The organism is Catenulispora pinistramenti, from assembly GCF_018274385.1.
GTDB lineage: Bacteria > Actinomycetota > Actinomycetes > Streptomycetales > Catenulisporaceae > Catenulispora > Catenulispora pinistramenti.
Map to the genome: position 1 here is coordinate 1 of NZ_JAAFYZ010000149.1, position 26856 is coordinate 26856.

General features: G+C 70.2%; 22 protein-coding genes and 1 pseudogene. 7 read left to right on the top strand and 16 right to left on the bottom strand.

What is annotated here, in order from left to right; all coding sequences use genetic code 11:
* Positions 1–641 precede the first annotated feature (641 nt).
* The 4 genes from KGQ19_RS32760 to KGQ19_RS32775 form a co-directional block, all read right to left on the bottom strand.
* Positions 642–1586 carry a carbohydrate ABC transporter permease gene (locus tag KGQ19_RS32760; RefSeq protein WP_212016484.1) on the bottom strand — a complete coding sequence of 315 codons (945 nt, stop codon included), beginning with the start codon at positions 1584–1586 and terminating at the stop codon, positions 642–644.
* 19 nt (positions 1587–1605) lie between these two features.
* A complete protein-coding gene (locus KGQ19_RS32765; protein WP_212016487.1) occupies positions 1606–2553 on the bottom strand; it encodes a carbohydrate ABC transporter permease in 948 nt (315 codons plus the stop codon).
* Positions 2554–2646: 93 nt separating this feature from the next.
* Positions 2647–4113 carry an N-acetylglucosamine/diacetylchitobiose ABC transporter substrate-binding protein gene (ngcE, locus tag KGQ19_RS32770; RefSeq protein WP_212016489.1) on the bottom strand — a complete coding sequence of 489 codons (1467 nt, stop codon included), beginning with the start codon at positions 4111–4113 and terminating at the stop codon, positions 2647–2649.
* A gap of 178 nt (positions 4114–4291) precedes the next feature.
* Positions 4292–5404, bottom strand: coding sequence for an N-acetylglucosamine kinase (locus KGQ19_RS32775; RefSeq protein ID WP_212016491.1), 1113 nt, complete (start codon positions 5402–5404; stop codon positions 4292–4294).
* Positions 5405–5774: 370 nt separating this feature from the next.
* Between KGQ19_RS32775 and KGQ19_RS32780 the strand changes: the two genes are divergently transcribed.
* Positions 5775–6821 (top strand): LacI family DNA-binding transcriptional regulator, encoded by a 1047-nt coding sequence (locus tag KGQ19_RS32780; RefSeq protein WP_307856580.1) that lies wholly within the window; start codon positions 5775–5777, stop codon positions 6819–6821.
* A gap of 158 nt (positions 6822–6979) precedes the next feature.
* On the opposite strand, the gene KGQ19_RS32785 is transcribed toward KGQ19_RS32780, so the two are convergent.
* The 4 genes from KGQ19_RS32785 to KGQ19_RS32800 all read right to left on the bottom strand — a co-directional run bounded on the left by KGQ19_RS32785 (position 6980) and on the right by KGQ19_RS32800 (position 10644).
* A complete protein-coding gene (locus tag KGQ19_RS32785) occupies positions 6980–7579 on the bottom strand; it encodes an HIT family protein (protein ID WP_212016495.1) in 600 nt (199 codons plus the stop codon).
* 86 nt (positions 7580–7665) lie between these two features.
* Positions 7666–9441 carry a bifunctional aspartate transaminase/aspartate 4-decarboxylase gene (locus tag KGQ19_RS32790; protein ID WP_212016497.1) on the bottom strand — a complete coding sequence of 592 codons (1776 nt, stop codon included), beginning with the start codon at positions 9439–9441 and terminating at the stop codon, positions 7666–7668.
* A 143-nt stretch (positions 9442–9584) separates the two neighbouring features.
* The gene (locus KGQ19_RS32795) at positions 9585–9851 is read right to left on the bottom strand and encodes a hypothetical protein (RefSeq protein ID WP_212016500.1); all 267 of its coding nucleotides are present in this window, start codon (positions 9849–9851) and stop codon (positions 9585–9587) included.
* Positions 9852–10050: 199 nt separating this feature from the next.
* Entirely contained in the window at positions 10051–10644 is a 594-nt protein-coding gene (locus KGQ19_RS32800; RefSeq protein ID WP_212016502.1) for a DUF421 domain-containing protein, read from the bottom strand.
* A gap of 165 nt (positions 10645–10809) precedes the next feature.
* On the opposite strand from KGQ19_RS32800, the gene KGQ19_RS32805 reads away from it, so the two are divergent.
* Entirely contained in the window at positions 10810–11451 is a 642-nt protein-coding gene (locus tag KGQ19_RS32805) for a DUF11 domain-containing protein (protein WP_212016504.1), read from the top strand.
* Positions 11441–14248, top strand: coding sequence for a lysylphosphatidylglycerol synthase transmembrane domain-containing protein (locus KGQ19_RS32810; RefSeq protein WP_212016506.1), 2808 nt, complete (start codon positions 11441–11443; stop codon positions 14246–14248). Before KGQ19_RS32805 ends, KGQ19_RS32810 begins: the two co-directional genes overlap by 11 nt.
* Before the next feature lie 7 nt (positions 14249–14255).
* On the opposite strand, the gene KGQ19_RS32815 is transcribed toward KGQ19_RS32810, so the two are convergent.
* From KGQ19_RS32815 to KGQ19_RS32830, 4 genes are all read right to left on the bottom strand, one after another.
* A complete protein-coding gene (locus KGQ19_RS32815; protein ID WP_212016508.1) occupies positions 14256–14936 on the bottom strand; it encodes a response regulator in 681 nt (226 codons plus the stop codon).
* A complete protein-coding gene (locus tag KGQ19_RS32820) occupies positions 14933–16300 on the bottom strand; it encodes a sensor histidine kinase (protein ID WP_212016510.1) in 1368 nt (455 codons plus the stop codon). The genes KGQ19_RS32815 and KGQ19_RS32820 overlap by 4 nt, the downstream gene beginning before the upstream one ends.
* A gap of 4 nt (positions 16301–16304) precedes the next feature.
* A complete protein-coding gene (locus tag KGQ19_RS32825; RefSeq protein ID WP_212016512.1) occupies positions 16305–18623 on the bottom strand; it encodes an MMPL family transporter in 2319 nt (772 codons plus the stop codon).
* Between the two features lie 222 nt (positions 18624–18845).
* Positions 18846–19646 carry a Cof-type HAD-IIB family hydrolase gene (locus tag KGQ19_RS32830; protein ID WP_212016514.1) on the bottom strand — a complete coding sequence of 267 codons (801 nt, stop codon included), beginning with the start codon at positions 19644–19646 and terminating at the stop codon, positions 18846–18848.
* A 128-nt stretch (positions 19647–19774) separates the two neighbouring features.
* Here KGQ19_RS32830 and KGQ19_RS32835 point away from each other — a divergent pair, with 128 nt between their 5' ends.
* Both KGQ19_RS32835 and KGQ19_RS32840 read left to right on the top strand, forming a co-directional pair.
* Complete coding sequence (locus KGQ19_RS32835; protein ID WP_212016516.1) at positions 19775–21049, top strand: glucarate dehydratase family protein; 1275 nt, start codon at positions 19775–19777, stop codon at positions 21047–21049.
* Between the two features lie 51 nt (positions 21050–21100).
* Complete coding sequence (locus KGQ19_RS32840) at positions 21101–22237, top strand: hypothetical protein (protein ID WP_212016518.1); 1137 nt, start codon at positions 21101–21103, stop codon at positions 22235–22237.
* 172 nt (positions 22238–22409) lie between these two features.
* Here KGQ19_RS32840 and KGQ19_RS32845 read toward each other — a convergent pair whose 3' ends face one another.
* The 3 genes from KGQ19_RS32845 to nagB form a co-directional block, all read right to left on the bottom strand.
* Complete coding sequence (locus tag KGQ19_RS32845) at positions 22410–23240, bottom strand: SDR family NAD(P)-dependent oxidoreductase (protein WP_212016520.1); 831 nt, start codon at positions 23238–23240, stop codon at positions 22410–22412.
* A 46-nt stretch (positions 23241–23286) separates the two neighbouring features.
* Positions 23287–23889: a DUF2867 domain-containing protein gene (locus tag KGQ19_RS32850; protein WP_212016522.1), complete on the bottom strand. Its 603-nt coding sequence runs from the start codon at positions 23887–23889 to the stop codon at positions 23287–23289.
* Between the two features lie 127 nt (positions 23890–24016).
* The gene (gene nagB, locus KGQ19_RS32855) at positions 24017–24799 is read right to left on the bottom strand and encodes a glucosamine-6-phosphate deaminase (RefSeq protein WP_212016524.1); all 783 of its coding nucleotides are present in this window, start codon (positions 24797–24799) and stop codon (positions 24017–24019) included.
* 250 nt (positions 24800–25049) lie between these two features.
* On the opposite strand from nagB, the gene KGQ19_RS32860 reads away from it, so the two are divergent.
* Positions 25050–25580, top strand: coding sequence for a DUF7822 domain-containing protein (locus tag KGQ19_RS32860; protein ID WP_230419812.1), 531 nt, complete (start codon positions 25050–25052; stop codon positions 25578–25580).
* A 23-nt stretch (positions 25581–25603) separates the two neighbouring features.
* On the opposite strand, the gene KGQ19_RS32865 is transcribed toward KGQ19_RS32860, so the two are convergent.
* Entirely contained in the window at positions 25604–26467 is an 864-nt protein-coding gene (locus KGQ19_RS32865) for an NAD(P)H-binding protein (RefSeq protein ID WP_212016528.1), read from the bottom strand.
* Between the two features lie 149 nt (positions 26468–26616).
* On the opposite strand from KGQ19_RS32865, the pseudogene KGQ19_RS32870 reads away from it, so the two are divergent.
* Positions 26617–26856: pseudogene (locus KGQ19_RS32870) on the top strand (MarR family transcriptional regulator); the annotation flags it as partial.

A 26856-nucleotide genomic window follows, 5' to 3' on the forward strand; every position in this document is an offset into this window, starting at 1 on the left:
GGAGTGGGGTTTCGGAGGCGGGGAGTTATCGAGCTGAAGAGTTTTTGACCTGGGCTGCGGTTGGGCTATGGGTTTTCAAAGCTTTTTACGGCCTTCGGTCATAGTTGTGCCGGTTCGGGGTTCGGGGTGGTGGGCCTGTTCGTCGGCTGCCAGTTCGCGCGTTCACAACCCCGTCGCACCTCAGGCCTCTTCAACTCCAGTAAGCCAGTGCAAGGTCAAAAACTGTGATGAAGAGCCGGGCCTCCGGCGGGCCTCGGCAACCTCAGGGAAACTAGCGCGGTTCCCTCGGGTGGCTGATCTAGTCTCAGCGGCGGCGGTTTGTGAGGTGGTGCGGTCCGTTCCCCACGGTCGCGTCGTCAGCCCGATGGGTACAGCACCGGTGTCCGGGGGTAAAGTCCGCGCGCGGCGGTCATGCAGGTAGGCGGCGGTTTTGTGCAGCGCGAACTTGACCCCCGGCCACCGGCACTGTAGGCGAAGCCCTGCCGACGCGACCGAGGGGAACGAACCGAAAACCAGCCGGAGATGTGCAAAGCCCAGTGGTTGGGTACCGGCGACTCGGTGAATTCGGCTGCCGGTCCAGGTGCGGCAACGCGGCAGTTCTGGGTCGACGCGCTGGTATTGCGGCAATCGTCGCCCGCCCCCTACTTCAAAGTCCCCGCCGTCAACCCGGCCTGTACCTGGCGCTGGAAGGACAAGTACACCGCCATCACCGGCAGCATCGCGATCGTCATCCCCGCGAACAGTGCCGGGTAGTCTCCGCTGTATCCCTGCGCCACCATCAGCGATACCAGTCCCTGCGACAGCATGTAGTGCGGCTGTTCGCCGTGTTGCGATTGCATCAGGACTACGGGGAGTAGGTACTGGTTCCACTGGCCCAGGATGTTGAAGATGCCCACGCTGATCAGGCCGGGTTTGGCCATGGGGAGCATCACCTGGAAGAAGGCGCGGGTGTGGGATGCGCCGTCGATTAGGGCCGCCTCGTAGACCGCTGATGGCAGGGTTCTGAAGAAGGAGTGCAGGAAGAACACCGTGAAGGGCATTGAGAAGGCGACGTAGACCAGGATCAGGCCTTGGTAGGTGTTCAGCATGTGCAGCTTGCTCACCTGGAAGAACAGTGGGACCAGGGCCAGGTACACCGGGAGCATCACGCCGCTGACGAACAGGTAGTAGATGAACCTGTTGCCGCGGAACTCGAATCTGGCCAGGACGTAGGCCGCCATTGCGCCCAGCAGCATTGTCAGCGATACCGAGAACACCAGGACGATGACGGTGTCTCTCAGGTAGGTGCTGATGCCGGTGTGCCAGGCGCGGGAGAAGGCGTCGAAGGACCAGTGGTGGGGCCAGGACCAGGCGCTGCCGTTGAGTTCGCCGGCGTTTTTGAAGGCGCCGAGGACGACCCATAGGACTGGGCCGAGGATCATGATGGCCCAGATTGCCATGAAGCCGGTGCCGAAGACGTTCAGGGTGGCGCCGGATTCGCCGAAGCGGCGGGAGCGTTCGGGGTCGGTGCGTTTGCCTTTTGCGGAGCCCGGGGTGCCGGCGGGGTTGGTCGCGCCGGGGGTGCTCTGCGTCATGTCGGCTGCCATGTCGTCTCTTCCTCCGCGCTCAGTACTCGAGGCGCTCGCGGCGCGTGGCGCGCAGGACGACGAGCGAAAGGATCAGGGTGATGAAGAAGATGACGACGCCCATCGCGCAGGCGTAGCCGGCTTTGCCCAGGACCTGGAAGTTGCGCATCAGGTACGTGGACAGGACCTCGCCGTGTTCGTCCGGGCCGCCGCCGAAGCTGGAGCCCGGGGTCAGGGTGGCGACCAGGGCGAAGGCGTCCATGGCGGCCACGGCCAGGTAGACCCAGGCGGTTTGGACCGAGTCCCACAGCAGCGGCATCGTGACCTTGAAGTAGGTCTGGGTGCGGCCGGCGCCGTCCAGCAGGGCCGCCTCGTAGTAGTCGCGGGGGATCTGTTGCATCGCCGCGGAGAACAGCACCAGGTAGAAGCCGACCCACTGCCACACCAGGATGAACATGATGCACCACAGGACGAATGTGGGGGAGTTCAGGAATTCCCAGGGGTGGTTCGCGTCGGTCAGGCCGAGTTTGATGACGATGGCGTTGAACAGGCCCACGCTGTTCGACTCGTAGGCGGACTGGAACAGGATCACGATGATCGCGACCGAGAGCACCTGCGGGAAGAAGAAGACGATGCGGAAGAAGGCCGAGCCGCGGATGCCCTTCACGCCGCCCAGGCCGCCGCGGCGGCCGCCGACGTTCAGCATGAAGGCGAAGAACATCGACAGGGCGATGGTGACCGTCGGGAACACGATCAGGATGATCATGTTGTGGGTCAGGGCCTTGAGGAAGATGGGGTCGTGGAACAGGTCCACGTAGTTCTTCAGGCCCACCACCTTGCTCGGCGGCGCCACGCCGCTCCACTCGGTCAGGGAGTAGCCGAAGGTCTCTATGTAGGGCCAGATGACGAAGACGAGGTAGACCAGCAGCGGCCCCGCGAGGAAGGAGGCGATGAACAGCCGCTCTCTGGTTTTCTTGCGCAGCCGCATGGCGCGTGCTCCCGGGGGAGGAGGGGGGACTGTGGCGGGTGATGGGCCGTGGACGGCGGCCGGGTTGCCGGCGTCCACGGCGCGGTCAGGGGGTCAGGAGGTCGAGGTGGGCCGCTTGAACTTCTGGACCGAGGAGTCGGCGGCGCACTTGTCGGCCGCGCTCTGGGCGCGGTTGATGAAGTCGGCCGGCTGGATCTTGTTGGCCATCAGCTGGCTCATCGCGTCTTCGAGGTCCTTCTCGAACTGCGAGTACCAGTTCAGGTAGTACCACGCGATGTACTGGCCGTTGGCCGCCTGGTAGAGGTCGTTGCTGGACTTGGTGCCCGGCAGCAGCTTGGCCGAGATCTCCGGGGTGATGGCGTCCTTCACCACCGACAGCGAGTTGGCGTTCTGGGCGAAGGAGGCGCCGCCGGCCTTGGAGCACATGATGCGCAGGAACTCCAGGCCGCCGGCCTGGTTCTTGGCCTTGCTCGGGACGATGAACGGCTCGCCGGCCTCGGCCCGGACCGCGGTCTGCGGCATCTTGTCGCCGGTCAGCGAGGGCATGGCGAACACGGCCATGTCGAAGCCGGGGGGCGTGGCGGTCAGCTGCTCGTTCTCCAGCCAGGAGCCGCACGGGATGACCGCGGCCTTGCCCTGGTTCCACAGCGTCTGGGACTGGATGTGGGTCAGGCCCTCGGTGCCCGGGAGCATGTAGCCCTTGTCCACCAGCTCGTAGATGGCGTCCACGCTGTTCTTGACCGCGTCTGCCTTCCAGGCGTTCGGCTCCAGGTTGTCGATGGCCGTCTGCACGTCCGGGCCGCCGTTCTTGGCGACCATGTCCATCAGCGGCACCAGCATGTAGTAGGGGTACTTGCCCTGGTGCGCGAACGGCGCCATGCCGGTGGCCTTGATGGTCGCGCACAGCGTCATGAAGTCGTCCCAGGTGGTGGGGACCTGCCAGTTGTTCTTCTTGAACGTCGAGGCGGAGTACCACAGGCCGAAGACCGTGAACACGTAGTTCAGCGAGAACATGCTCGCGCCGAGTTGGCCCTGCTCGATCGTGCCGGCCAGCAGGGTGTCGCGGACCTTCTTGCTCGGGTCGTCGATCGACGGCGCGTTCAGCAGCTGGTCCAGGTTGGTCAGCTGGCCGCTGCTGTTGAGCACGTCCAGCTTCAGCTGCTGGGCGCCGGAGTCGTCGATGACGTCCGGCGGGCTGCCGGCGTTGAACCGGGGCTGCAGGTCGCCGGTGAGGTTCTGGCCGCTGTGGTGCGAGACCGAGGCGCCGGGGAAGTCCTTGGTGTACATGGCCTCGAAGGCCTTGGCGTAGTTGTCGCCGTAGCCGCCCTTGAAGACGTAGACGTCCAGGGGGTTGGAGGCCTTCACGCCGAACGGGTTCTTCGGGTCCGAGGAGTTCGCGGCGGTCGAGCCGCTGTTGGTGGTGCTGCTCTTGCTGCTGCCGCTGCCGGCCGCGCAGCCGGCCGCCAGGGCCGAGCCGGGACCGACCATGGCCGCGATCGCGGCCGAGCGGACCAACATCTGCCGGCGGGAGACGTCGGCGGGCAAACCGTGTTCTGACACTGTCGTTCTCCTGATCGACGAGAAGCGGTGCGCCGGGGGGTTCCGGCTGGTGCGGGAGGTGCGCTCGTGCGGTGTGCTCAGGTGATGCGAGTGCTCGGCCGTACGGTGGTGCGCGCTGGTGCGGTTCTGCTCGATGGTTCGGTTCTGCTCGAGTTGCTCGGTAGGGTATGAGATTTTGCTAGCTGGCGGTAGGTATCGAAAACAATCGCTCACGGACCTCCGGGGCCGGCACCGGCCCGATCCGGGCCAGGGCCAGCCAGGCCGCGGCCGCCGCGCCGTCCTCGGCCACGGCCACCGGGGCCGCCGGCCAACGCTCGCGCAACGTCCGCCGCACGCGCTCGGCGACCGGCGTCGGATGGGTCAGGATGCTTCCGGCCAGGACGATCGGGGTCGTCGCGTCCGGGCCGCGGACCGTGGCCAGGGTCGCGGCCAGGTGCTCGGCGGCGTGCTCGACGATGGTCGCGGCGACCTGGTCGCCGGCCGCGCAGGCGGTGGACAGCAACGGGGCCAGCCGGGCCAGCGCGGTCGGGGGTTCGGCCATCACCGCGGCCACCAGGTCGCGGGCGGTCAGCGGGCCGGCGGGGCCGAAGGCGGGCTGGGTATCAGAGTTCGATGGCGGATCGGCGGGTTCCGGCGCTTCGGGAACCGTGGGGTCCGGCGCGCCGGGTGTGGCGCCGGATGCTGAATCGGTACCCGGCCCGGCCCCGGGCAACCGCAACGATTCGATCACGAGGCCGGTCAGCGCGGTCGCCGGGCCGTCGCCGTCCAGCGCGGCCATCGCCGCCAGCACCGCCTGCCGTCCCAGCCAGAAGCCGGAGCCCCGGTCGCCGAGCAGCCAGCCGTGGCCGTCGGCGCGGGCGGCCATGGCCCGGTCCTTCACCGCGATCGCCACCGCGCCGGTGCCGGACAGCAGCAACGAGCCCTCGGGCGCGTCGGTGCCGGCCGCGAACGCGATCAGCGCGTCGGGTTCGTACGCGATCGGGCAGCCGATCCCGGCTCGTTCCCAGAACCGGACGAACAGTTCGCGGCCGGGCAGGTCCTCGCCGGAGGGCAGGGCCGAGCCGCCGGCCATGCCGAGCACGACATAACGGACATTCGCCGGGTCCAGGCCGGTCAGGGCCTGGGTCACGGCCTCGGCCAGGGCCGCCACGGCGCGTTCGGGTCCCAGGCCGGTCGGATTGCCGCCGGAAGCGCGGCCGGCACCCCGTCTGAGGCCTTCGGGCGTGATCGCCAGGACCCGCGTCGACGTGCCGCCGACGTCGAGTCCGAGGACCAGCGCCTCGTCGGTCATGGTGGGTGTCGCCTCTCCGCAGCCGGGTGGAACGTTTCAATTCCACGTTGCGTGGAACTTAGAACCCGGATAATGCGACGTCAAGGGTTGACGGAGAAGTGCAACGTTAACGATGCTGTGGGTGCGCCGATCGGCGCAGCGAAGACCGCCGCCGGTCCTTGAAACGTTCCAAAGGGACTGGCGCCCCCTGGCGGCCTGTCTAGACCAATAGTCCGCATCTATAGCCGCCTCGGTTCCGACTGTGCCATAAACGAAGCAGGCGGTCTAGACCGCCCGGGGCGGCATCGAAACAGGATGTTGACTCCGACGGACACGGCCGTTTAGCCTCCTCGGCACGGCGCCGGGGCGGATCGGGATGCAAGGGGCGTGCGTGACGAAGAGTGCGGGCATGCGGGATGTGGCCCTGCTGGCCGGCGTGTCGGTCGGCACGGTGTCGAATGTGCTGAACCGACCCGACGCGGTGGCCCCGGGCACCCGCGCCCGGGTGCAGGCGGCGATCGCGGAGTTGGGTTTCGTGCGCAGCGAGAGCGCGCGGCTGCTGCGCGCCGGCAGCAGCCAGGTGCTGGCGTTGCTGGCGCTGGACCTGGCGGAGCCGTTCTTCATCGGGGTGCTGCGCGGCGCCGAGCAGGCCGCCCGCGCGGCCGGGTTCGGCGTCCTGGTGATGGACAGCGCCTCCAGCGCCGCCACCGAGGCCACGCACCTGGCGATGCTGGCGCAGCAACGGGTCCGCGGCGTGTTGGTGACTCCCGCCGATGTCAGCGGCACGACGCTGGCCGAGTTCGCCCGCGCGCGGATCCCGTATGTGCTGGTCGATCGGGACATACCGGGCGGAATCGGATGCCAGGTGCTGGTGGACGACGTCGCGGGCGGCGCGATGGCGGTGGCACACCTGATCGCGGCGGGGCATCGCCGGATCGCCTACGCCGCGGGGCCGCTGGAGTCGCCGCAGTACCGGGACCGGCTGGAAGGCGCGCGGTCGGCGGTCGCGGAGGCCGGCCGCGGGGTGGAACTCGTGGTGCTGCCCGGTACGCGCGCCGATGTGAGCGCCGGGCGGGACGCGGCGGAGCGGATGCTCGGGCTGGCGGAGCTGCCGACCGGGGTGTTCTGCGGCAACGACCTGATCGCCCTGGGCATGCTGCAAGGGCTGTTCGCCGCCGGCGTCGCAGTGCCACGCGACGTGGCGATCGTCGGCTACGACGATCTGGAGGTCGCCGCCGGAGCCGTGGTCCCGCTGACCTCGATCCGGCGCCCGGCGACCCGGGTGGGGATCGCGGCCGCCGAGATCTTGGTGGAGGAGAGCGGCGCGGCGGCCGGGCAACACGTGCACCGCGAGTTGGTGTTCCAGCCGGAGTTGGTGGTGCGGGCCTCTAGCCTGCCGGGTCCGCGTCCTGGGCTGCCGAGCCCGCGTCCGTCCTGACGAAGCCCGGACAGCTGAGCACCGGCAGCCGCGGATACTTCGGGTAGCGGGGATCCGTCAGGGCGCGCGTGCACCGCCAGTAGACCGTGCCTTTGCGTGTCTCGTTCCGGTGAACGAAGGCGCACCGCGCGCACAGCCCGGGATCAGGCTGCTGATGGTCAGACATGCGCGGTCCCGCCGTCGGCCGCCATGGCCGCGGCGATCTTCCGGTTCGTCGCGGCCCACCGCCCGGCCTCGACCTTCGGCAGCACGTCCTCCCAGATGAGCAGGCACGATCCCCGCATCTGCAGCATCCCCTCCGGCCGCGCCGAGAACCACCAGTGCAGGTGGTCGCCACCGTCGCCGTACCGCGCCACGTGCACCCGGGCGATCCCGCCGAGGCCGAGTACCGCGCGCTCCACCCGCTGGAACAGCGCTCCCAGTTCGGCGGCGCGCTCAGCCGGCAGGTCCGCCAGATCGCAGTGCTCGCGCGGCTCCAGCATCACCAGCGCCGGGATCGAGGCTTCGGGGAACGTGCGCAGCCGCCAGTTCTCGTCGGTCCAGATGTAGTCGGAGTCCTGCCAGGAACAGGGCTGGCACGGCGTGCCGCCGGGCGCGCCGTTGCGCGCCGGTTCGGGAAGCACGGGCGGCTCCAGCTTCTTCACCCGCAGATCCCCTTCGAAGGGGAAGATCTCCCAGCCCGGGATGCCGTCGGCGTCGAACGGGATCTCCTGTCCGATCGGGAGCTGCTGGACGTAGTCGCTGGGTTCGGCCGTCATGGCCCCGAGGATAGCCAAGCGGCCGCCGGCATCGGTGCTCCCGCCTCCGCCGTCGGCCGCCCGAACCCGTGCGGTCTTCCCCGGCCTCACTTCTTCGTCTTCAGCCACTCTTCCTTGTACTCCTCCATGATCGAGTGCAGATGGTGCCCGATCTTCAGGTAGTCCAAGTCGTCCAGGTTCGCCAGCGACACCCGCACCGACCACCCCGGCCCGTCGAAGCCGCCGCCGTTGAGCAGCACCACCGACGCCTGGTGGGCCAGCCGGAAGACCACGTCGGTGGGCTCGTAGGTCTGTTCCAGATAGTCGGCGAACTCCTTGTTCTCGAAGGCCTCCGCCTCGGCGAGGATGTCGAGTTCGACGTAGTAGCAGGCCCGGCCCGGGTCCTCGCTGATGTGGTGGACGCCGATGCCCTCCATCAGCAGGTCCAGGCGGCGGTGCACGATCGTGCGCAGCAGTTCCTTGTACTCCTGGCCCTCCGGCAGGAGGTCGAACAGGGAGAGCAGCATGATCATCGTCTGCTGCGGGGTGGACAGCCCGGCGGTGTGGTTCAGCGCGACCGAGCGGCTGTCGGCGACCAGCCGGTCGATGAACTTGACCTTCTCAGGGTGCAGAGTCAGTGTCCTGTAACGCTGGTTCAGCTCCTCCTTCTTCGCCTTCGGGAGCTTGGCCAGCAACTGGTCGAAGACGTTGTCCTCGGCGACCGAGATCACGCCGAGCCGGTGGCCGGTGCTGCCGTAGTGCTTGGAGTAGGAGTAGACCAGCGCCGTGTTGCGCGGGCAGGCGGCGGCCAGCGACCGGAAGCCGGGGACGAAGGTGCCGTAGACGTCGTCGGTGATGACGGCCAGGTCCGGGTTCTTGGTCTTCACGATGTCCGCGATCCGGTCGCGCACCCGGTCCGACAACGCCATCGACGGCGGGTTCGACGGGTTCACCAGCATCAGGGCCTTGACCTTCGGATCGGCCAGCCTGTCGACCTCGGAGTCCGGATAGCGCCACATGTGGACGCCTTCCTCGGTCATCATGTCGGCCTTGACGTGCACCACGTCGAACGAGTACCGCTCCAGCTCGGGGATCTCGATGTAGGGCGTGAAGATCGGGGTCATCAGCGCGATGGTGTCGCCCCGGTGCAGGATCCCGTTGGTGACCAGGGTGTCGAACAGGTAGCACATGGCCGCCGTGCCGCCCTCGGTCGCGAAGACGTCCACCGTGCCGGGGGTGCTGCCGCCGTACATCTCCTCGGCCAGATACGCGCGCACCACCTCCTGGCAGTGGTCCAGGACGCGCGGCGGGTCCGGGTAGTGGTCGCCGATCCAGGCGTCGGTGAGCTCGCCGATCCACGCGTCGGCGTCGAACTTCAGCTTGGTGACGCCGTAGTCGACCATGTCCCGGAGCAGCCGCACCCCGGTCATGCCCGGGTTGGCCAGGCAGAAGCGGTCGAAGCGCACGGCGCTGCCGGCCACCTCCGGCATCCCGCCGAGGTTGTCCATCGTCCACACCCGGCGCGACTCCTGCAGCGCGAACGCGCCGAGGGCCAGGAACGCCTCGCGCGGCCCGGTGGCCACCCAGTTGGGATTGCCGCGTCCGGCGTTCAGCAGCTGGGCCGAGGACTTCTTGTGGGCGTCGGCCGCCAGGGCGATCAGCTCGCCCTTGAGCTCGAACGGGCTCAGCGCCGACCATTCCCTGATCTTGCCGCGGGACAGGCCGGCCGACTTGACCGTGGAGGGGACGCGCTTGCGCGCCGTGCCGTTCTTGACGCCGGCGGTCTTGGCGGCACTCTTAACGCCGCCGGTCTTGGCCTCGCCGCTCTTATCGCTGGTCTTGGCGCGCGCCGCGCTCTTCTTCTCCGGGGTGGTGGCGGTCATGCTGCGAGGGGATCACGCGGCGCTGCGGGCAGCGCGCGGGGCTGCGCCGTAGGTGTGAAGCGGGAACGCGGCGGGACTAGGGCACAGGACCACGGCCCGGGACTACGCGGCCTGGGACTACAGCCCGGTGTTATGGCCCGGTGCTACGGCCCCGGGTTGGGCGGGTTCTCCGGCTGCCAGTCCCGGCCCAGCCGGTTCATGGCCTCGTCGATCCGGTCCCGTTCGTCCGCCAGCACCGTCAGCGCGGCTTCCTCGTCGGCGGCGGCCTCGCGCGCGGCGCGTTTCTGCGAGCGGCGCACGGCCAGCCAGCCGCCGTAGGCGATCGCGGCCAGCGAGGCCCACACCATGGGGCGGTTCCACCACGACCTGCCGCCGTGCATGGCCACCACCGAGGCGAGCACGGCATGCATCACGAGACTCCCGTCACCGACCGGACCGGCGCACCTTCGCGCCGGAAGTGGGCTCCATGATTTCCGGCGGCGTGCGGCCCGGTCGGCGTGACACGCCCGCAGCGCCGCCGGGGTGCCCCCGATCGGGGGATTCGGCCGATGGTCGGCAGGACGGTGTGGTCGGGTGGTCCCACCTGTGCGGCTTGGAAGCGGTCGGGCCTCACCTGCCCGGCCCGGGCCCGAGCAGCAGCATGTCCAGCCGCTCCTGGATCCGCGCCAGGTCCGCCCGGATGTTCGCCACGTCCTTGTGGTCCGCCCCCTCCTCTTCCTCCTTCAGCTCGATCAGCATCCCGCCGCCCGGCGCGATCACCATCTCGCGGACGTCGCGCACGTGTTCGGCCCCCTGCTTGCGCGAGGACGCGATCACGTCCGCCGGCCGCAGCGCCAGCCGCCGCAGCGTCTTGATCTGCAGCTTGCCGTCCCGGATCAGCACGCTGGGGCTGCCCTCCAACATCCGCTCCAGGCGCGGCGCGCGTTGGCTGAGGTAGGCCTGCAACCGGACGAACAACGCGTTGACGGCGATCAGCACCGTCGCCCCGTACACCCCGCCGACCAGCGAGTTGTCGTTGCCGATCACCGCGTTCTGCACCACGTTCGACAGCAGCAGCACCACCGACAGGTCCAGCGTGTTCAGCTGCGCCAGCTCCCGCTTGCCCGCCAGCCGCAGCAGGATCACGATCGCGGCGTAGACGAGGATCGTGCGCAGGGTCTTCTCGCCGTAGGAGATGCCGGTGACGAACATGTCGTGCCACATACGCCCATTCTCCGCAGTGCGCCCCCGCGCCCCGGGGAGGCGGCGCTGGGCCGAACGGGTGGCGGTGCTCCCCGTCGGCAGTAGCCCCGGGTGCGCGGCCGGGCGCGCGATGTTCGACTGCTGAGGGTTCGGTAAGCGGGTACTGACCAACACCTCGGAGGCCTGATGAACGCCCGGGTCTGGCGGACCGCCGTCCCCATGACGCTGGCGGTCGCGGGCATCCTGGTGACTCCGACGTGCGCGAGCGCAGACAGCATGGTCGTTTCGGACGGCCACTCCGACCCGCTGTCCGTGGCGGTCCAGGCCAGCGGCGGCCAGGACGTCTCCTACGCGATCGAAGTCCGCAACACCACCGACCAACCGGTCACCGACGCGGTGATCACCCAGCAGCTCCCGGCGGGCCTGGACTACGTCGCCGCCACCCCGGCCCCGCGGCGCAGCGGCCACCACCTGACCTGGACCCTCGCCATCCCGGCCCACGGCACCGCCCGCATCACCACCACCGGCGCCGTCGGCCACCACCTCGGCGCCCGGCCCCTGGCCCACGTCACGCAGGCCGGCACCACCCTGCACCACGGACACCACCCGCAGCCGACGACGACGGTGTGCGCCGGCGAGAACACCGGGCCCCGCGCATGTGCGACCGGCCGCGGCGCACTGCGACCCGAGACGCTGACCCGCTTTGAACGCGGCGCGATGGCGATGGCCTGCGCAGGTGCCATGGCCGCCCTGTGCTTCGCCGGCCTGGGCCTGCGGCGTCGTCGCCGCGCGGCGGGAGCGCTGGAGCGAGCCGGCGTTGAAGGCTGACCCGCCGGCCGGTGGGGCCGCAGCAGACGGTGGTTCGGGGGCCCGCACGCCGGTGCGGTGTTCGGGGGCGCATTCGGCGAACCGGTCGGCTGACGATTCGGCGAATCAGTCGGCGAATCAGTCGGCGGACCGGTCGGCCAACCAGCTGGCGAATCAGTCGGCGAAGGCAGACTCGGATACTGGCCTGACCGGGCCAGGCGATTCTGCTGGTTCTGTCGGCGGCACTGCGCCGCCCTCCGATATCGCCGGTTCCACCCTGCCGCCGCCGCCCGACCCGCACCGCCGCGTCCGCCTCCCGTCCGACCGGCTGCGGCTGGTCGGCACCGTCGCGCTGGCCGTGCTGCTCGCGGTGGCCGGGGTCGTGGGCCATCGCGCGGGGTGTGACCTGCGGCAGGAGATCCTGCATCGGGCCGCCGCGTTCCCGCGCTTCATGCTCAACGTGGTGCAGGTCCTCGCGTTCCTGTCGGTGATCGGGGTGCCGGTCGCGCTCGCGATCGAGCGGCTGGTCAAGCGGGAGAACGTGCAGGTCGTCGACGCGGTCGGGGCGGCGACGCTGTCCTACCTCGCGGCGTTCAGCGTCAATGTCGTGACCTCGCACTACGAGGAGTCCGCAGCGGCGCAGGCGATCGGTGGGGCGACCCCGATGCAGGTGCAGCTCGCGGTCGGGGTCGCGGTGGTGACGGTGCTCGGGTTCAGCCGCAGCCAGTACCGCACGCTCTTCTACACCGCCGCCGCGGTCGGCGGGCTCGCGGTGGTGCTGCTCGGCCAGGACTCCGTGACCGGCGTGCTGCTCTCGCTGCTGCTCGGCCGGATCGTCGCCACCGCCTGGCTCTCGGTACGCGGCGTCCTCGACACCCGCCCCGGCATCGCGCGCATCCTCGCCGAGCTGGATCGGGACGGCTTCCGCGCGCACCCGGGCTCGGTCCGCGTCCTCGAACCCGGTGCCGACGGGGCGCGCCGCTTCCGGGTCGCCGTCGAGGAGACGCAGCGCGCCGATCCGCCCGAGTCGGCGCAGCACCTCAAGCAGACCAAGCAGACCGCGCGAGCCAAGCAAGCCGAGCAGACGCAGCAGACGCGGCTAACCGAGCAAGCCGCGCACACCAAGCAGCACAAGCAACTCCTGGACCTCTCCGTCCTGGACCAAAGCCAACGCGCCGTCTACCTGGCCTCCGTCGTCTGGCAGTGGATCCGCCTGCGCGGCCCGGTCCGCCGCCGCAGCTTCTTCTCGCTGCGCCGCACCGTCGAAAGCGAAGTCCTGATGGCGATGGCGGTCGACGCCGCCGGCATCCGCACCCCGCGCCTGCGCTCGACCCGGCAAGTGGACCAGGACACCGCCCTGCTCGCCTACGACCATCTCGACGCCCCGCGCCTCGCCGACCTCCCCGACCGCGCCTGGACCCCCGGGCTGCACCAGAGCGTCTGGGCCCTGTGGCGGCACCTGCGCAACCGCCAACTCGCGCACCGCGAGCTCACCACGGACCACCTGCGCCTGGACCCCGACGGCCGGCTCTGGCTCACCGACGTCGGCTTCGGCGAGATCGCCGCCGAGGACGTCCTGTGCCGCCTGGACGGTGCCGAACTCCTGGTCTCCATCGCCCTGCGCGTCGGCCCGGCCCGCGCCACCGAGGAAGCCGTCGACGCGCTCGGCCCCGACACCGTCGCCTCCCTGCTCCCGCTGATGCAGCCGATCCTGTTCTCCGAAACCGTCACCAAAGCCCTGCGCCGCCACCGCAATGCCGGCGAGCACCCTGCCGACGCCCGCCCCACCGCCGGCCGGGCCGACGTCGTCAGCGCCATCCGCGACCGCATCGTCGCCCTGCACCCCGAAGCCGACGACGTCCAACCGGTCAGCCTGGAACGGGTCCGCCCCCGCACCGTCCTGAGCGTGGTCGGCGGCGCCATCGCCTTCTACCTGCTCGCCACCCAGCTCACCGGCTTCCAGATGCCCAAGCTCAACACCTGGCAGGCCTGGGGCTGGGTGCTCGGCGCGGCCGTCGCCTCCGGCCTCACCTACGTCGCCGCCGCCTTCAACCTCCTCGGCTGCGTCAAGGAACGCGTCCCGGTCGGCCGGACCATCACCGCGCAGGTCGCCGCCGCCTTCGCCGGGCTGGTCGCCCCGGCGGCGGTCGGCGGCCTGGCCGTCAACACCCGCTTTCTGCAGCGCGCCGGCATCCCGGTGGCGCGCGCCGTGACCGCCGTCGGGGTCTCGCAGGTCATCGGCTTCAGCTGCTACCTGGTCCTGCTCCTGCTGTTCAGCGCCTTCGCCGGGAACCACCAGAAGGGGTCCGGCGGCCTGTCGGCGATCACGCCCTCGGCGACGGTCACCGGCGTGGTGATCGCGCTGGCCGTGATCGGCCTGCTGATCGCCGCGATCCCGCGGCTGCGGGCGTTCGTGCTGAGCCGGGTCAAGCCGCTGGTCACCGACATCGGCCCGGAGGTGCTCCAGGTCGCCCGCTCGCCGCGCAAGGTGGTCCAGGCCTTCGGCGGCGCGGTGGGGCTGCCGATGGCGGCCAGCGTCTGTCTGTGGGCCTCGGTGAACGCGGTCAGCGGAAGCGACGTGAACCTGGCCGCGATGGGCGTGGCCTACCTGGTGGCCAAGGCCGTCGGCTCGCTGATCCCGACGCCCGGCGGCGTCGGCGGTGTCGAGGCCGTGCTCACCGCCGGTCTGACCGCGGCCGGGGTGCCCTCGGCGGTCGCGGCCACGTCGGTCATCGTCTTCCGGCTGCTGACCTGGTGGCTGCCGGTGATCCCGGGCTGGTTCGCGTTCACCGCGCTGCAACGGCGCGGGGCGCTGTAGCGGCGGATCAGTGCCCTGAGCCGGGCCGCACCAGCCCGGACTCGTAGGCGATCACCACGACCTGCGCCCGATCCCGCGCCCCGAGCTTGGTCATCGCCCGGTTGACGTGCGTCTTGGCGGTCAGCGGCGTGACGAACAACCGCCCGGCGATGTCCTCGTTCGACAGCCCGGCGGCGACCAGCGTCACCACCTCCAACTCGCGCGCGGTGAGCGCGTCCAGCCGGGCGCTGACGATCGGCGTGTCAGAGGGCTGAGCCAGGAACCGGGCGATCAGTGCCCGGGTCGCGGCCGGGGAGAGCAGCGACTCGCCGCCCGCGACGGTGCGGATCGCCCGGAGCAGCTCCTCGGGATCCACGCCCTTGCCGAGGAACCCGCCGGCCCCGGCGCGCAGCGCCTCGGCGACGTACTCGTCCTGCTCGAACGTCGTGAGAATCAGGACTTTGACACCGGCCAGCTCCGGATCGGCCGCGATCAGGCCGGTGGCCTGAAGGCCGTCGAGAACCGGCATCCGGATGTCCATCAGCACCAGGTCCGGACGCAGCTCCTCGGCGAGCTTCACGACCTCCCGGCCGTTGCCCGCCTCCCCGACCACCTCCAGATCCGGAGTCGAATCCAGCAGCAGCCGGAACGTGCCGCGCAACAGCGCTTGATCGTCGGCCAGCAGTACGCGGATCGGCGGCGTGCTCATGCGATGGCCTCCGCCGCGAGACCCGCAGCACCGGCACCCGCGCCCGTACCCGTACCCACAGCACCAGCAGCTGCGGCACCTGCACCCGAAGCACTAGCGCCTGAAGCACCAGCACCTGAAGCACCGGCACCAGCAGCCCGCTCAACCGGCCGCACCGAACCCGCGCCCGTCCGAGCCAGCAGCGGCAACTCCGCCTCGACCCGGAACCCGCCGCCGGCCCGCGGCCCCGCGGCGAACGTCCCGCCGACCGCCTTCACCCGCTCCTGCATCCCGATCATCCCGTGCCCGGTCCCCATCCCGGACCGCGCCGGTCCGCGTCCGCCGTCGTCGTCCACCCAGATCCGCACCGCGTCCACGGCCACCTCCACCGACACCCGCGCCACCGCCAGCTGACCGGCGTGCTTGTGCGTGTTCGTCAACGCCTCCTGCACGATCCGGTACGCCGTCAGCCCGGTCAGCGCCGACAACGACAGCTCGGCGGCGGTGCCCGCGCCGCTCATCTCCACATTCAACCCCGCGTGCTGGAACGCCTCGACCAACGCCGCCAGATCTCCCAGCCCGGGCGCGGGCTCGCGCGGCGTCGAGGTCTCCTCGCTGGCCCGCAGCAGCCCGACCGTCGCGCGCAACTCGTCCAGCGCCGACCGCGACGTGTCCCGGATCCGCTCCAGCGCCTCGTAGGCGTGCGAGGGATCGGTCTTCATCAAGTGGTGCGCCACCCCGGCCTGCGCGTTGACCAGCGTGATGTGGTGCGCGACCACGTCGTGCAGCTCCCGCGCGATCCGCATCCGCTCCTCGGTGACCCGCCGGCGCGCCTCGTCCTCCTTGGTCTGCTCGGCGCGCTCGGCCCGCTCGATCGCCGAGTCGAACAGCTCCCGGCGGCTGCGCGTCGCGTCGCCGATCGCCACCGCCAGCCCGGTCCACGCGACCAGGCCCAGGTTCTCGGCCAGCGCGTCCATGCCGGGCCGCAGTATCAAGGCCAATGTGGTGAGCGTCACCGCCACGGCGATGCCGACCCGCACCGTGGTCCGCCGGTCCGAGCGCTTGGCGAAGGAGAACAGCGCGATCGCGCAGGCGGTCGGCGGCAGGGTGTTCGGCATGCCGATCAGCACCATCGCCACCACCGTCACGGCGCCGGAGCAGGCCACCGCGCCCAGCGGTGACCGGCTCCGGATGAGCAGCGGCAGGGCTCCGGCGACCAGCAGCGAGGCCACGATCGGCACGCTGACCTGCCGGTGCAGCGCGCCGACGAACAGGACCGGGGACAGCATGACCAGGTACCAGGCCGTGGTCAGCACGTCCCGGCTGGTCGTGCCGGGACGCAGCAGCTCCTTGAGCTCGCCCGCAAGCCGGTCCACCAGAGTCACCGTCTTACTGTATGCGCGGATTCGAGGAGGCCAGCTCCGGCTCGTCGTACGGTCCGTCATGCGGCCCGTACTGGGATCCGGACCGCTGCCCGCCGATGACCACGCCACCGGCGACCGGTTCCGGCTCGCCCTCCACCGACATGTGCGGCAGCACCTTGTCCAGCCACTTCGGCAGCCACCAGTTGGCCCGCCCGAACCGGTGCATCAGCGCCGGCACCAGGATCAGCCGCAGCATCAGCACGTCCAGCAGGATCGCCACGGCCAGCGCCAGGCCGAACTCCGCGATCACCCGCTCGCCGTTGAACAGGAAGGCGCCGAACACGCAGGTCATGATGACGCCCGCGGCCACGATCACCTGGCCGGTCTCGCCGTGTCCGATCCGGACCGAGCGGCTGTTGTCCTTGCTGTGCGACCACTCCTCGTGCATCCGGCTGATCAGGAACACCTGGTAGTCCATCGACAGCCCGAACAAGATGCTGATCACGATCACCGGGACGAACGCCTCCACGGGCCCGGCACCGCCGGCTCCCAGTGCCTCGGAGCCCCAGCCCCACTGGAACACCGCGACCAGCGCCCCGAACGCCACGCCCATGGTCAGCAGGTTCATCGCCACGCCGATCAGCGGGACCAGCAGGCTGCGGAAGGCCAGCATCATCAGCACGCAGCCCAGCCCCACGATGATCGCCACGAACAGGGGCAGCTTGCCGGTCAGCGTGTGGCTGAAGTCGTTGCTGATCGCGGTCGGCCCGGAGACCATGACGTGCAGCGTGGTCCCGGCCTCGGCCTTGGGGATCACGTCGTGCCGCAGGGTGTCGATCAGGTCCGTGGTGCCCTGGTCCTGCGGCGAGGTGGTCGGGATGACCTGGACGACGCCGAGGGCCTGGCCGGGCTGCTCGGGCCGGGCCTGGACGGCCGCCACCCCGGGCACCGTCTTGATCTGGTCGACCAGCGTGGTCAGCGCCTGCTGGTCCCCGGCCGCCGGGGTCTGCGCGACCAGCATCAGCGGGCCGTTGAAGCCCTTGCCGAAACCGTCGGCCAGCAGGTCGTAGGCCTGGCGCGTGGTCGTGGACTTGGGGTCGTTGCCGGCGTCGGAGTTGCCCAGGCGGATGGAGAAGAACGGGATCGCGACCACGGCCATGACCGCGATCGCCAGCAGCGCCTTGCCCAGCGGCCGGGCCTGGACCCTGGTCGCCCAGCGGGTGAACGCCGTCCCGCGCTCCTGGCCCGGACCGGCCGAGCGGCGCCGCGCGGCGTGAGCGTAGGGGACCAGCACGGAGACCCCGGCCTGCCGCGCCGCCAACTCCCGGCGCTGCTTCTTGCTCAGCACGCGCAGCTTCAGGAAGCCGAGCATCGCCGGCAGCAGCGTGATCGCCGCGAGCACGGTCATGGACACGGTCACCGCCGCGCCGATCGCCATGCCGTCCAGGAAGCCCAGGCCGAGGGCGAACATGCCCAGCAGCGCGATGACCACGGTCCCGCCGGCGAACAGCACCGCGCGTCCGGAGGTGTTCAGCGCCTTGGCGATCGACTCCTCCACCGAGAGCCCGGAAATCAGGCCCTTTCGATGCCGGTTGACTATGAACAGCGCGTAGTCGATGCCCACGCCCAGGCCCACCAGCGTGGCCAGGGTCGGGGCGGTGGAGCTGATCGAGATCAGGTGCGAGAGCTGGCCGGTGCCCGTGATGCCGGTCACGACCCCGGCCACGCCGGTGAGGATCGGCATGACGGCCGCGCCGACGGCGCGGAACACCAGGCCCAGCACGATCAGCGCGGCGATCACGCCGATCAGGTCCGCGGCGCCGCCGATCTTGCGGTCGGCCTGGCTGATCGCCTGCCCGCCGAGTTCCACCTGAAGGTGGCTGTTCCGGGCGCCCTGCGCGACGTCGATGACGTGCACGATCTGGGCGTTCGGGATGTCGTGCGCCTGCTGCGCGAAGTTGACGGTCGCGAACGCGGTGGTCCCGTCCTTGCTGATCTGCGTCGCGCCGCGCGGCCCGGTGTAGGGGCTGGTGACCCCGGCGACCCCGGGCGAGGCGGCGATCTGGTTCAGCGCGCCGGTCATGCTCTGCTGCACGTCCGGATCGGTGACCTTGGCGCCGCCGGTGGTGTGCCAGACCACCTGGTCGCTGTCCCCGGCCGAGGCCGGCATCGACTGCTTCAGCAGGTCCATCGCCTGGCTGGACTCCGAGGCCGGGATCGACATCGTGTCGTTGTACTTGGTGCCGGCCGAGCCGGTCAGGGCCCCGAGGCCGACGATCAGCGCCAGCCAGACGACGACGGTGAGGAGTCGGTGCCGGTGGCACCAGCGGGCAATGGCGGACATCAGGGCTCCCGGCCTTATTCGACATAGAACGTGCGGTTCTACGGTGCCGGGAAGTGATGGTGCGGGGCGTCTGGCGACCGCAGACACTTGGGCTGCTGCGGTCGCAGTACGCCGAGCCCGGACCTACTGCCTGGGGAGCAGGGCCGTCATCGGGTGGTCACAGGCTGCTGATCGATCAGGTCCGGGGCGCGGCGGTCTATGTCCGATCCGGGGCGCGGCGGTCTATGTCCGAAGCAAGGACTCCAGGAACACCGCGACCCCGTCCTCTTCCACCGACCCGATCACATCGTCGGCGACGGCGATCAGGCTCCGATGCGCGTTGGCGACCGCGTAGGCGCGCCCGGCCCAGCCGAACATGGACAGGTCGTTCGGCATGTCCCCGAACGCGATCACGTCCTCGGCGGGTACCCCGAGGCGCGAGGCGTGCCGGGCCAGGCCGTCGGCCTTGCTGATCCCCGGTGCCACCGCCTCGACCAGGCGCTCGCCGTTGGAATGGAAGACGGTGACCAGGTCCCCGACCGCGGGTCGGGCCAGCGTCAGCAACTCGTCGGCGGACAGCGCCGGGTGCCGGCCGACCAGCTTGGGCGCGGGCCGGCGCCACAGATCGGCTTCGCCGAGGCGCTGCACGGCGATGTCACGATCCCAGTCGCCGGGTTCGTAGTCGGGATCGGCCGCCAGCCAGTCGGCGTACTCCACGGCCAGCCCGATGCCGGGAATCGCCTCGCGCAGCCCGCGCACCACCTTCTGCAGGGTCGCGGGGTCGATGCCGTACTCGGCGACGACCGCGCGGGCGCGCAGGTCGTAGTCGAACGCGCCGTTGGAGCAGACCGCGAGGCCGTGGCCGCCGAAGGCGTCGGCGATCCGGCCCATCAGCCGTGGCGGGCGTCCGGTGACGAAGACAAAAGGAATGCCCTTGTCCTCCAGGGCTACGAAAGCGGCGACCGTGCGAGGGGAGACGGTCCCGTCGTGGCGCACCAGGGTCCCGTCGAGGTCGCACGCTATGAGCGACGGCAGCTGTGTCATGGTCGTCATTGTCGCGGGTCGTGGCGCCTTGACGCGGTCCCGTACCGGCTACTACGTTTCACGAGGTCGAGCAGATTCATATCCATGGTCTTTGTTCATGGATGTGAAAGCAAAGGTGGAGGTCTGGCGTGACCGACTTGAAGATCGTGGCTGTCGATATCACCCCGGTCGCACTGAAGGATCCGCCGCTGCTCAACTCCTCCGGCGTGCACGAGCCTTACGCCCTGCGCTCCATCATCGAGGTGCACACCGACGCCGGCATCGTCGGCGTCAACGAGGCCTACGGCGACGACGCCACCTTGGCCCTGCTGCACCAGTCCGCGGACGCGGTGATCGGCGCCGACGCCTTCGATCTCAACGGGATCGGCCGCCGGGTGGCGACCGCGGTCGGCGGCGCCGAGGCGTCCTCGCCGACCGAGCTGATCGGCGCCGCCAGCCACGACAAGACCGTCGCGCAGGCCTTCGCGGCCTTCGAGGTGGCCTGCTTCGACGCCCAGGGCAAGGCGACCGGCCGCCGGGTCGTCGACCTGCTCGGCGGCGCGGTCCGGGAACGCGTCGACTTCAGCGCCTACCTCTTCTACAAGTGGGCCGAGCACCCCGGCGACTTCGACGTGGACCCGTGGGGCGAGGCGCTCGACCCGGACGGCATCGTGGACCAGGCCCGCCGGATGGTCGACAAGTACGGCTTCGGCTCGCTCAAGCTCAAGGGCGGCGTCTTCGCGCCCGAGGAGGAGATCGAGGCGGTCAAGGCGCTGCGCCGCGCCTTCCCCGACCGCCCGGTGCGCCTGGACCCGAACGCCAACTGGACCGTGGAGACCAGCCATCGCGTGGCCGCCGCGCTGGAAGGCGAGCTGGAGTACCTGGAGGACCCGACCCCGGGCATCCCCGGTATGGCCGAGGTCGCGGCGAAGACCGACCTGCCGCTGGCCACCAACATGTGCGTCACCAGCTTCGCCGACATCCCCGAGTCGATCCGTCTGGACGCGGTCCAGGTGATCCTGTCCGACCACCACTTCTGGGGCGGCTTGCGCGCGACGCAGAACCTCGCGGCGCTGTGTGACACCTTCGGCCTCGGGCTGTCGATGCACTCCAACACCCACCTCGGCGTCAGCCTCGCGGCCATGGCGCACATCGCCGCCTCGACCCCGAACCTGACCTACGCCCTGGACACCCACACGCCGTGGAAGGCGCAGGACGAGGACGTGGTGCTCGGCGGCGGCCTGACGTTCACCGACGGCGCGCTGACGCTGCCCCGGGGCCCCGGGCTCGGGGTGGAGCTGGACCGGGACGCGATCGCGCGGCTGCACGAGCAGTACCTCACCTGCGGGATCCGGCGGCGCGACGATGTGGGCTGGATGCGGCGGGTGCGGCCGGAGTGGACCGGGAAGCGGCCGCGGTTCTGATGACGCCGCGGTTCCGATGACAGACGCCAGGGCGACGGCCGGAGGGGCACGATGAACGCGGCGACTTATGTGTATCCGTGGGACGTGGTGGGAGACGATTCGGCGGCCGAGACGATCGCCGGACTCGGGGTCGACCATGCCGTCGTCGCAGCGTTCTACCATGCGACCCGGGCCCTCACCCCGCGCCATCCCTGGCACCGGGTGGTGGTCGCCGAGACCAGCGCCTCCTACCTGCCGGTCGGCGACGCCTGGGAGCAGGTGCTGCCGCCGGCACAGCGGTGGGTGGACGCCGACGACGCGTTCGGGGCCACGGCTTCGGCGCTGGCCGCGGCCGGGGTGCCGACCCACGCCTGGGTCGTGGTCGATCACGTGGACGGCTTCGACGCGCCGCACGTCATGAACGCCTACGGCGACGTGTATCCGTGGGCCCTGTGCCCGTCGCACGAAGCAGCCCTGGAATACGCCGTCGGGCTCGCGGCGGTGGTCGCGGCCCGCTCGGACATCGCCGGCGTCGAGTTCGAGGCGGCCGGCTGGTACGGCTTCGACCACCTGCACGAGCACGACAAGGTGGCGGGCATCCCGCTGTCCGAGGACGAGCTGTTCCTGCTCTCGCTGTGCTTCTGCGACGCCTGCCTCGATGAGTATCAGGCCTCTGGTATCGATCCGGCGGGACTGCGCGCCGCCGTGTGCGCGCGGCTGGACTCCCGGTTCGCCGCCGCCGAACCGGCCGCCCGGGGACTGCCGGACGCCGACCTGGCCGCAGCGGTGCTGGGGATGCGGACGCGGGTGGCGAACCGGCTGCGTGGGGCGATGGTGCGGGAAGTGCGCACGCAGCGCGAATCCGACTTCCCGATCCTGTTCCACGCGAACCCCGACCCGCGGCGCTCGACCGCTTTCACCGGTGTCGATGTGGCGACGTTGCCCAAGGGCACCGGCCTCGTGGTGAACTGCTGGAACGGGTCGACGGACAACGTCACGCATTCGCTGGGGCACGACGCTTCGGTCAACGCGGGTCTGCTCGGCGTCCGCGGGATGGGAGCGGACTACGAAGCGCTGGTTTCGCAGGCCGTTGCGATGCGCGAGGCCGGCGCGAGCGGTATCCGTGTCTATCACTCGGGAATCGCTTCGAACGCCGACCTGGACGCGATGCGGCGGGCGGTCTCCGCTTTCCACAAGGCCGCGCGCTAGCTTCGGCTACTTGCTACTTGCTACTTGCTACTTGCTACTTGCTACTTGCTACTTGCTACTGGTTGGCCGCTACTCGCATTCGCTACTCGCTGGCCGCCGAGCCGGGCCCGCTGGCCGCCGAGCCGGGCCCGCTGGCCGCCGAGCCGGACTCGGCGGCCGTCCGCTCTGGCTCCTACTCTTCCGGCAGCCCGACCAGCTTCAAGCTCAGCCGATAGAGCTCGGCCCGAGCCTTCTCGTCATAGGCCTGTCCCAAAGCCTTCGCCTCCTGCTGCTGGTCGTAGAACCGCCCGCTGACTCCCGCCAATTTCGGGTCCGTCACCAGCCGCCACGTCGCGTCGAGCCCGGTCTCCAGGCTGTCGAGGCTGTATCCGCGCTCTTCGAGCACCATCTTCGTCGGCATGAACGTCGCCGGGTGCAGGCTGTTGAACGTCACCTCGGACGCGGGCACCCGCTCCGCCAACTCCACCGTCGAAGAGATCTGCGCCAGTTTGCTCTGGCAATAGGCGCGTATCCCGCTGTAGCCGTGCTCCAGCATCACATCGTTGAAGTCGATGTCCTGCTGTCCGAGCGAGGCGACGTTCACCACCCGCGCCGGTGCGGACGCGCGCAGCAGCGGCAGCAACTCCTGCGTCAGCAGGAACCCGGCCAGGTAGTTCACCGCGAAGCGCAGCTCGTAGCCGTCCTTGCTCTCGCGCCGGTCGCGGCCGTCCGGCTCGCCGCCGCCGATGCCGGCGTTGCTCACCAGCACGTCCAGCCGGTCGGTGGCCCCGCGCACGGCCGCGGCGAGCTCGCGGACCTGCGCCAGCTCGGCCAGATCGGCGCGGAAGGTCGCGGGCCGCGCGACGCCGTGTTCGGCACGGATCGCGTCGGCGGTGGCGTCCAGGCGGGCCTGGTCGCGGCCGTGGAGCAGGACGGTGTCGCCGTCGGCCGCCAGGCGGTGCGCCAGTGCGCGGCCGAGGCCGTCGGTGGCGCCGGTGATGAGGGTTATACGGGCATGAGTCATGGCGCGGACTCCTCAACAGACAGGTTGAAAGGGTGCGGGTCCCAGCCTACCCCTTGTCGAGACGGGTCGTCTCGTTTAATTCCCGCCACCGGCGTTCCCAGGCCCGCCCGAGCGCCGGGTAGACGATCAGGTGCCGAAAAGGTCTGATACCCGCCATGTAGAGCGAGCCGAGGCGGCCGTTGGGCTTCACCAGGATCGCCAGCTGGCCGCGCCAGCCGCCCCGGCCGTCGGGGACCCAGCCGACGTGCAGGACTCCGTGCATGGTGCGGTTGGCGATCTCCGTGGCGCGCTCGTTGTCGCGCTGGTAGAGCAGCGAGAATTCAGAACCCTGATGTGCGTCGGGTGTGGCGTCCTTCAGCTCTTCCGGCAGGCGCTCCCGCAACGACGGAACGCGGCCGCCGAGCCCGCTCGAACCCCGGTCCAGTCCCAGCAGCGCGCCCAGCTTGAGACGCAGCCAGAACAGCAACCGGGTCGGCGCGGAAGCCTGGGGTTGGAAGCTCACGTCGATCGCTGAGAGCAGCAGCGGGAAGTCGTCCGGGCCGCCGCCGGGACTCGGCAGCGCCCAGACGTCCTCGACCTGGAAGTCGGCGGCGATCTCGTGGATCAGCCAGGGCTGGGCGGCGTGTGCCGCGTTCGGTAGCCGCTGCATCGCCGTCCCTTTCCGCTGCCGGGTGCCGGGTGCTGGGCTCAGCCGGTCGTGCCGGTCGTGCCGGTCGTGCCGGTCGTGCCGGTCGAGCCCGTCGAGCCCGTCGAGCCCGTCGAGATCCGTCTCGGGTTCAGATCCCCTGCCACGCCGGCTTCGAAGCGTAGGTCGCCTTGTAATAGTCCGCCAGCTTCAGCTGCTGTGCGGCGGCCTCGTCCACGACCACCGTGGCGTGCGGGTGCATCTGGAGCGCGGAGGCCGGGACCATGCTGGACACCGGGCCCTCGACGGTCGCCGCGACCGCCTCGGCCTTGCCCGCGCCGGTGGCCAGCAGCACCAGGTGCCGGGCCTGCAGGATGGTGCCGATGCCCTGGGTGATGACGTGCCGCGGCACCTCGTCCAGGCCGTTGAAGAAGCGGGCGTTGTCGACCCGGGTCCGCTCCGTCAGGGTCTTGATGCGGGTGCGGGAGGCCAGCGAGGAGACCGGCTCGTTGAAGCCGATGTGCCCGTCGGTGCCGATGCCCAGCAGTTGCAGGTCCACCCCGCCGGCGTCGGCGAGTCGCTGCTCGTAGGCGGCGCAGGCGGCCGGCAGGTCCTCGGCGCTGCCGTCCGGGCCGAGGAACGCCTCGTCGCCGATCCCCAGCGGGGCCAGCACCTCGCGCTTGAGGACTTCGCGGTAGGACTCCGGGTGCCCGGCCGGCAGGCCCACGTACTCGTCGAGCTGGCACACCTTCAGCCGGCTCACGTCCACCTGCCCCGCGCCGACCTTCGTGGCCAGCGCCTGGTACACCGGCAGCGGCGTGGAGCCGGTGGCGACGCCGAACAGCGCGTCGGGCTTGCGGGCGATCAACTCGGCCACTGCCGAGGCGACGAGTTCGCCCTGAGCTGCGGCGTCCGCGACGATGACGACTTCCATGGCGACCCCTGGGCTGGCACTCGGCGGTATCGGACAACGGTCTGCTGCGGTCTACAGCGATTCACTGCGGTCTACTGCATCGGCGCTACTACGTTGGTGCTACTGCATTGGTATAGACCAACGGTACCGGAGCCCTGCCCGCCGTGCGCGGCCGGGATGTGGCCACCGGGCCAACCGTGCCGGGCCGGACGGTGACATGTCGGCCAAAGCGCCCTTCCCGCCATGGCCACGCACTGTTACGGTCCCGGGCATGGCAAACCGTTCCCACCTCTACGCAGCGAACACGCTGCCCAGCGCCGAGGGCCGGCCGGACCCGGTCGTGGGCATCTCCGAACACAACTGGAGCATCCCGCTGGCGCACCTGATCCTCGTCAGCTTCGACACCCGCGCCGTCCCCTCGATGATCTGGGACCAGCGGATGGGCGTGGCCGGGGATTACGACCGCGGCGCCGCGTTGTTAGTGGACCTGCTGCGGTTGGTGGGGGAGGACGTCGAGGACGAGCAGGATTTCCAGAAGGTGGTCGCGAAAACGAAGGCGCAGTTGGAGAAACAGCGCGCCAAGTACTTCCTGCTGGAGGCCGGCGAGATCCTGGACATGGACGACGAGCCGCACGCGCAGGCCCTCGACCGGCTCGTCGGGCACCACATCCCGTTCCTCGCGGCCCAGGCCGTCGCCGCCATCGCCGGGGAGAACGCGGAGTGGCTGGCCATCGCGCGGGGACGCTGGCGGGAGAACTTCTACTCGTTCTATGACGACACGCTGTATTACTCGTTCGAGTAGATGGCTCTTTAGGAAATGGCTTTCTAGAAATCGGTGCGGTTCTCCGCGACCCACGTACTCAGCGGCCGCGCCGGATGGCCGGTGATCCGCTCGACGGTGTTCGTGATCGGCGCGGGACGGCCCACGGCCGCCGCCGCGCTGTCCAGCAGTGACTCCAGGATCTCCGCGGCCATCCAGGGCTCGCGTCGGGCGAGCGCTGCTTCGCGGCTGATCTCGCGTACCGGGATCGGGCGTCCCAATCCGGCGCCGATGGCCGCGACCGCCTCGTCCAGCCGCATCGACGCCGGCCCGGTGAGGACCTGCATGCGGCCGCGGTGGGTGGCGTTGTCCGGGAGGAGCAGGTCGACGGCCACTTCGGCGACGTCGTCCGGATGGATCGGGACGCACTGCGCGGCCGGGTACGGGAGTTCCACAGGCTTGCGCGCGCGGATCGCCGCGCCCCAGTCGCGGCGGGCGTTGGTCGCCAGCCAGCTGGGATACAGGATCGTGTGATCGAGGCCTGATGCGGCGAGGTCCTGTTCGGCCGCGCGGTGGATCCGGCCGATCGGGCCCCGGAACTCGGCGGCTTCGTAGGACGCCGGGGACGACAGGAACACGATGTGGCGCACGCCAGCGGCGTGGGCCGCTTTCAGGAACGGCGCTGCGGTGGTGCGAGTCGCGTAGAGGAAGACGGTGTCGACGTCTTTCAGGGCTTCGGCGAAGGCGGTGGGGTTGTCGGCGGCGACGTCGTCTTCGGTGAGATCGAGGCGCGCGGTCTGGACGCCTTCGGGCACGGACAGAGTGGCGAGGTCGCGGGCCGTCGCGCGTACTTGCCGGCCGGCGGCGTGCAGGCCGGTGACGACGCGGCTGCCGATGTTGCCGCGTGCGCCGGTGACGAGGACGGTCATGGCTGGACCCCTTGTGGGTAGCATGAGCTGGAAGCGCTGCAAGCCAAAACATCTTTGCTATCAAAGATAAAAGGAGAAGTGCCGGCGTGTCCACCCACCCCAGACGCGGCCGAGGCGGATCAGCCGAACCGGCCGACCCGACTGATCCCATCGGCCCTGCCGACCCCGCCGAATCAGACCTCGAAGACGCCGTCCGCGACCTCCTGCTCCTGATGCCCCGCCTGGTCGCCCGCGCCAAGCGCATCCCCCCGCCGGACTCCCTCCGCGACCTCACCCTCGGCCCCCGCCACCTGTCCCTGCTGGTCTTCCTCCTCCTCGACAGCCCGATGACCGTCAACGACCTGGCCGCCCGCCTCCAACTCGCCCCGACCACCGCCAGCCTCCTGATC

Excerpts from the sequence above, each read along its gene's own strand:
- KGQ19_RS32760 (WP_212016484.1), bottom strand. The coding sequence starts at position 1,586 with ATGGCAGCCGACATGACGCAGAGCACCCCCGGCGCGACCAACCCCGCC.
- KGQ19_RS32765 (WP_212016487.1), bottom strand. The coding sequence starts at position 2,553 with ATGCGGCTGCGCAAGAAAACCAGAGAGCGGCTGTTCATCGCCTCCTTC.
- KGQ19_RS32775 (WP_212016491.1), bottom strand. The coding sequence starts at position 5,404 with ATGACCGACGAGGCGCTGGTCCTCGGACTCGACGTCGGCGGCACGTCG.
- KGQ19_RS32785 (WP_212016495.1), bottom strand. The coding sequence starts at position 7,579 with ATGACGGCCGAACCCAGCGACTACGTCCAGCAGCTCCCGATCGGACAG.
- KGQ19_RS32790 (WP_212016497.1), bottom strand. The coding sequence starts at position 9,441 with ATGACCGCCACCACCCCGGAGAAGAAGAGCGCGGCGCGCGCCAAGACC.
- KGQ19_RS32795 (WP_212016500.1), bottom strand. The coding sequence starts at position 9,851 with ATGCATGCCGTGCTCGCCTCGGTGGTGGCCATGCACGGCGGCAGGTCG.
- KGQ19_RS32800 (WP_212016502.1), bottom strand. The coding sequence starts at position 10,644 with ATGTGGCACGACATGTTCGTCACCGGCATCTCCTACGGCGAGAAGACC.
- KGQ19_RS32805 (WP_212016504.1), top strand. The coding sequence starts at position 10,810 with ATGAACGCCCGGGTCTGGCGGACCGCCGTCCCCATGACGCTGGCGGTC.
- KGQ19_RS32815 (WP_212016508.1), bottom strand. The coding sequence starts at position 14,936 with ATGAGCACGCCGCCGATCCGCGTACTGCTGGCCGACGATCAAGCGCTG.
- KGQ19_RS32825 (WP_212016512.1), bottom strand. The coding sequence starts at position 18,623 with ATGTCCGCCATTGCCCGCTGGTGCCACCGGCACCGACTCCTCACCGTC.
- KGQ19_RS32830 (WP_212016514.1), bottom strand. The coding sequence starts at position 19,646 with ATGACACAGCTGCCGTCGCTCATAGCGTGCGACCTCGACGGGACCCTG.
- KGQ19_RS32840 (WP_212016518.1), top strand. The coding sequence starts at position 21,101 with ATGAACGCGGCGACTTATGTGTATCCGTGGGACGTGGTGGGAGACGAT.
- KGQ19_RS32845 (WP_212016520.1), bottom strand. The coding sequence starts at position 23,240 with ATGACTCATGCCCGTATAACCCTCATCACCGGCGCCACCGACGGCCTC.
- KGQ19_RS32850 (WP_212016522.1), bottom strand. The coding sequence starts at position 23,889 with ATGCAGCGGCTACCGAACGCGGCACACGCCGCCCAGCCCTGGCTGATC.
- nagB (WP_212016524.1), bottom strand. The coding sequence starts at position 24,799 with ATGGAAGTCGTCATCGTCGCGGACGCCGCAGCTCAGGGCGAACTCGTC.
- KGQ19_RS32860 (WP_230419812.1), top strand. The coding sequence starts at position 25,050 with ATGGCAAACCGTTCCCACCTCTACGCAGCGAACACGCTGCCCAGCGCC.
- KGQ19_RS32865 (WP_212016528.1), bottom strand. The coding sequence starts at position 26,467 with ATGACCGTCCTCGTCACCGGCGCACGCGGCAACATCGGCAGCCGCGTC.